Origin of the sequence: Microcystis sp. M_QC_C_20170808_M3Col (genome assembly GCF_007095505.1) — a bacterium.
Lineage (GTDB): Bacteria > Cyanobacteriota > Cyanobacteriia > Cyanobacteriales > Microcystaceae > Microcystis.
Genome location: NZ_SFBY01000483.1, coordinates 1 through 3,521 on the forward strand (window position 1 = coordinate 1; position 3,521 = coordinate 3,521).

Annotated in this window: 7 protein-coding genes and 1 pseudogene; 6 read left to right on the top strand and 2 right to left on the bottom strand. The window is 37.4% G+C overall.

Translation table 11 applies throughout. The features are described 5' to 3' along the window. Window positions 1-273: 273 nt before the first annotated feature. Together EWV84_RS22410 and EWV84_RS23190 are read right to left on the bottom strand one after the other, a co-directional pair. On the bottom strand, window positions 274-510 hold the full coding sequence (locus EWV84_RS22410; RefSeq protein ID WP_287080182.1) for a DUF6887 family protein: 237 nt from the start codon (window positions 508-510) through the stop codon (window positions 274-276). Further along, a complete protein-coding gene (locus tag EWV84_RS23190) occupies window positions 507-791 on the bottom strand; it encodes a DUF6888 family protein (RefSeq protein WP_416361048.1) in 285 nt (94 codons plus the stop codon). The genes EWV84_RS22410 and EWV84_RS23190 overlap by 4 nt, the downstream gene beginning before the upstream one ends. 250 nt (window positions 792-1,041) lie before the next feature. Between EWV84_RS23190 and EWV84_RS22415 the strand changes: the two genes are divergently transcribed. The 6 genes and pseudogenes from EWV84_RS22415 to EWV84_RS22440 all read left to right on the top strand — a co-directional run bounded on the left by EWV84_RS22415 (window position 1,042) and on the right by EWV84_RS22440 (window position 3,294). After that, a complete protein-coding gene (locus EWV84_RS22415; RefSeq protein WP_287080185.1) occupies window positions 1,042-1,719 on the top strand; it encodes a PEP-CTERM sorting domain-containing protein in 678 nt (225 codons plus the stop codon). A 115-nt stretch (window positions 1,720-1,834) separates the two neighbouring features. Further along, window positions 1,835-2,251 (top strand): hypothetical protein, encoded by a 417-nt coding sequence (locus EWV84_RS22420; RefSeq protein WP_002759905.1) that lies wholly within the window; start codon window positions 1,835-1,837, stop codon window positions 2,249-2,251. A 5-nt stretch (window positions 2,252-2,256) separates the two neighbouring features. Further along, window positions 2,257-2,610 carry an immunity protein CdiI family protein gene (locus EWV84_RS22425; protein ID WP_287080189.1) on the top strand — a complete coding sequence of 118 codons (354 nt, stop codon included), beginning with the start codon at window positions 2,257-2,259 and terminating at the stop codon, window positions 2,608-2,610. 20 nt (window positions 2,611-2,630) lie between these two features. Beyond that, window positions 2,631-2,705 (top strand): annotated as a pseudogene (locus tag EWV84_RS22430) (PEP-CTERM sorting domain-containing protein); the annotation flags it as partial. A 242-nt stretch (window positions 2,706-2,947) separates the two neighbouring features. Further along, complete coding sequence (locus EWV84_RS22435; protein WP_287080191.1) at window positions 2,948-3,163, top strand: hypothetical protein; 216 nt, start codon at window positions 2,948-2,950, stop codon at window positions 3,161-3,163. Next, the gene (locus tag EWV84_RS22440; protein WP_287080192.1) at window positions 3,163-3,294 is read left to right on the top strand and encodes a type II toxin-antitoxin system RelE family toxin; all 132 of its coding nucleotides are present in this window, start codon (window positions 3,163-3,165) and stop codon (window positions 3,292-3,294) included. The genes EWV84_RS22435 and EWV84_RS22440 overlap by 1 nt, the downstream gene beginning before the upstream one ends. Window positions 3,295-3,521 lie beyond the last annotated feature (227 nt).

The following is a 3,521-nucleotide window of genomic DNA, read 5'->3' on the forward strand; positions in this document are numbered from 1 at the left end:
AGTCAGTAGCCGGTCGTTTCAGGCTTTGTTGCCCTTGTTTTTTGTACCAAGCGATGTACTACAAGAAGGATAATGCAAGGTTTTTGAAAGTCCCAATCCTATTTTCGCAGCATGAACATAGGACTTTAACAGGTCAAAAGCTTTATTTTAAAAGGGTTTTACCATTATTCAGCAGACCCGAAGTAGAAAATGTGCATTGTTTTGTTGTCCGCCATTGGTGTTGGGTTGGGCTATTGCTTGACCTGACTGCGAGAGAGTGCGATCACACTGTATCTAAGTTAACTCATTTTGCTGAAAATTATGACGGGAATCTTGACGCATTTGTTCAATAACTTCGGGATATTTTTCTAGATCTTCTAAGGAGTTTAAAGGTGGATAAACTACTCGATCTTTTCTTTCATTTACCTTATCTACATAAGCATAAAAAGCCTCGTCATCATCACGATGAGATAATACATAACTTTTTAATTCTTGAGAGGTCATAGTTTTAAAATTAGGTTTTTGATTCATTTTATCCATTGTCCATTAGGTTTAATTTCAATCTCAATACCTTCACCAATTAACATGAAAATATTTTTAGTACGCTCATCCAATCTTATTAAGTTAATTGGTAAATAAAACCTTGTTGCCCAACAAGATAGGGTATAACATTGTAAGAGTTGTGCAAGTGTCGGAATATTTTCCCCTCCCAAAACCGAACGAATGAGACTAATTATAACAAAATAGAGAATCCGCTTCAACAACCTCGAGACAGAGATGAACGCAAAGGCGAATCCGACAGACCGCGCCACAATAACTCAAGGAAGAGGATAGTTCGTCTGAGAAGGGGTAAAACAAAGGAAAACACCTGAAACTCCCTGCTCTGTCAACCCCTAAGCTAGGGAGAGAAATATAAAGATTTATTAAATTGTAGCTTTTGATACAGTTGTGGGGGGGGGAGTGTGTATGCTTCTGCTATCTCCCTTTGGTGTTGGGTTGGGTTGTTGCTTAACCTAGCTGCGAGAGGGCGGAGAGAGAACAATCACACTTAAGGACACCTCTATGAAATTTCACATTGGAAAATTAGCTATATTTAGTCTTACCTCAGTCATGACTTTTGTAATAGCTTCCCCAGTTAAAGCTGTAAGCCTAGTAGGGTCATTTAACTTTATGGGAACTTCCACCTATCTAGCCAGAAGACCAGAATGTAAAGATGCAAATAATAATGTTTTAGATATGGTAACTTCAAAAGCTGATTTTATCATCAAAAAAGATCCTATTGACTACAAAGAAAGTTTTATTAAGTTTACATATGTAGATAGTAATTGTCCTGATGCAAATGAGAGGTACCAAAAATATAAAAATACAGGATTGCCATGGATGACGGAAAAAATTCCTATCAATCATGTTATGTTTGGAGAGAATTGGAAAGTTACAAAAATTGAATTTAATGGTCGATCAGATCCCGAATATCCTAGTGCTACTATGAATGGAATGATAGATTTTACGGGCAATAATGGAGTAGGAGGTGGAACAGTTAATACACTTGTTGGAACTAATCCAATTGATGTAACTACAATAAGCAAGATAACAGATTATGAAGCCGAAAAAGCTCCAGTTCCAGAACCCTCCTCCATCCTCGGCCTCCTCGCCCTCGGAACACTAGGAGCAGCTTCAACCCTTAAGCGCCAACTAAAACCCTCTAAATCCACCGAAAAAGAAACCACAAAAGTCGGCTAAATTGCTTCTAAAAATACCATAAATGCCCCTTCAATCAATCTTGAGGGGGTTTTATTGTATAATTGAGGGATGAGTAAACTAGATCAACTTACGCAATCTTGAGCTATAATCGGCAATGAGGTCGAATCCGAACAACGATCAGAAAAAACTCCTGATTGCTGAACTTAAAAAAGCAGCAATCAAACATACCCCAGAAAATATTATCATAATTACTCAAGATCCTAGCGGGAAAATTGTTTTTCTAGAAACTGGAAAAGCAGGTGACAAAGGTTCTGGATTGCTGCATATTCTAGAAAATCATCGAGAAGATTTTCTCCAGAGAGGTATTACTGAAGAACAAATTCCCGATTTAATTGTAACAGCTATTAGTGAGGGAAAAATTATTGGCATACAAGGAAAAAGTCGCATAATTTATCAAGTAGAAATCAATGGAATTATTCAGTATGTTTCTCTAGAAATTAGTCATAATGGTTACTTAGTGAGTGCTAATCCAACTCCAACGCGATTAATTAATAAACTTATTCAGGAATGATAGTTATGGCAATCAGAATCAAACTTTGGGCAGATTATGGAAGTTACCCACTTTGGGGAGTAGATGAAATTGATAACATTGCTCCTGAAGAATTACCATTAAGTCAAGCAACCATTCAACGTTTAAACGCATGGCAGGATACTTACGATAAGACTTTGAATCAAGACTATCCACCTTTATCAGATTTTCCTAATCAGCAAGCTGAAACGGATTTTAAACAAGAAGGAATTAGTTTATGGAAACAGTTACGTCTTGAACTGACTCCGGATTATGAAGTTTTCTACCAAAATGAAGGTCAATTGTTTAGAAATCCTAAGGAAATAACCACAAAATCTACAGTACAAAAAATAACAGTTTGAGTATCATCACTTTCGGCTCCAACGCAGCTTCAACCCTCAAGCGCCAACTAAAACCCTCCCAATCCACCGAAAAAGAAACCACAAAAGTAGGCTAAATTGCCTCTAAAAATACCATAAATACCCCTTCATTCAATCTTGAGGGGGTTTATTTTTTCCTTTCGCTTATTAAACCACTATCACCTCGTTGCTAGGGTCTCCCTGGCAACGCATTTCCAGAGGTTCTACCTTGGAACGAGACAAAGCATTGATGATCACACAAGGTCGAGAAGATCCCAAATAGCCAATTTAGTGCCAAAATTAGGAGTAGTTTATTTATTCTTCTCTCCTAGTTAAAAATATGCAAGTTAAAGAGCTAACCGTTGAAGAACTCAAGCTCCTCATTCAAGAAACTGTTGCCGAAACCATCCAATCTATCTTACTCGCTCCTGACCAAGACAAAGAAGTCAAACCTGAAGTTAAGCAACAACTTCTTGACTCTCTAAGACGGACTGAAGTAGGAGAAAAGGGGGTTTCAGCCGAGGAAGTAGCCAAAAAATTAGGATTAAACTGGTAATGGCTTACTTTGTAGAATTTAGCCACGAAGCAATCGCTGATTTAGAAGCACTCGCTCCTATCATTCAAGAGCGAATTTTGCGGAAAGTTCGCTGGTTGTCGGATAATTTTGAAAATGTGGCTCTTCGGTAATTGTTATGCAAATAATTAACTTCAAATAAAATTCGATGAGAATGCCTACGCCTAAAAGTAGCTGAAATCCATACGGGGAAAGACTTAAGACACAAACAGGTTAATACTAAAAGATAGACAATAGAGTTAAGATTTGATAGAATACCCAAAAACGAGAGTATTTTACTTATGATACTTGACAAATTTTTGAACCTAGAAGGAACCTCTATTCAAGGCTATCTACACCT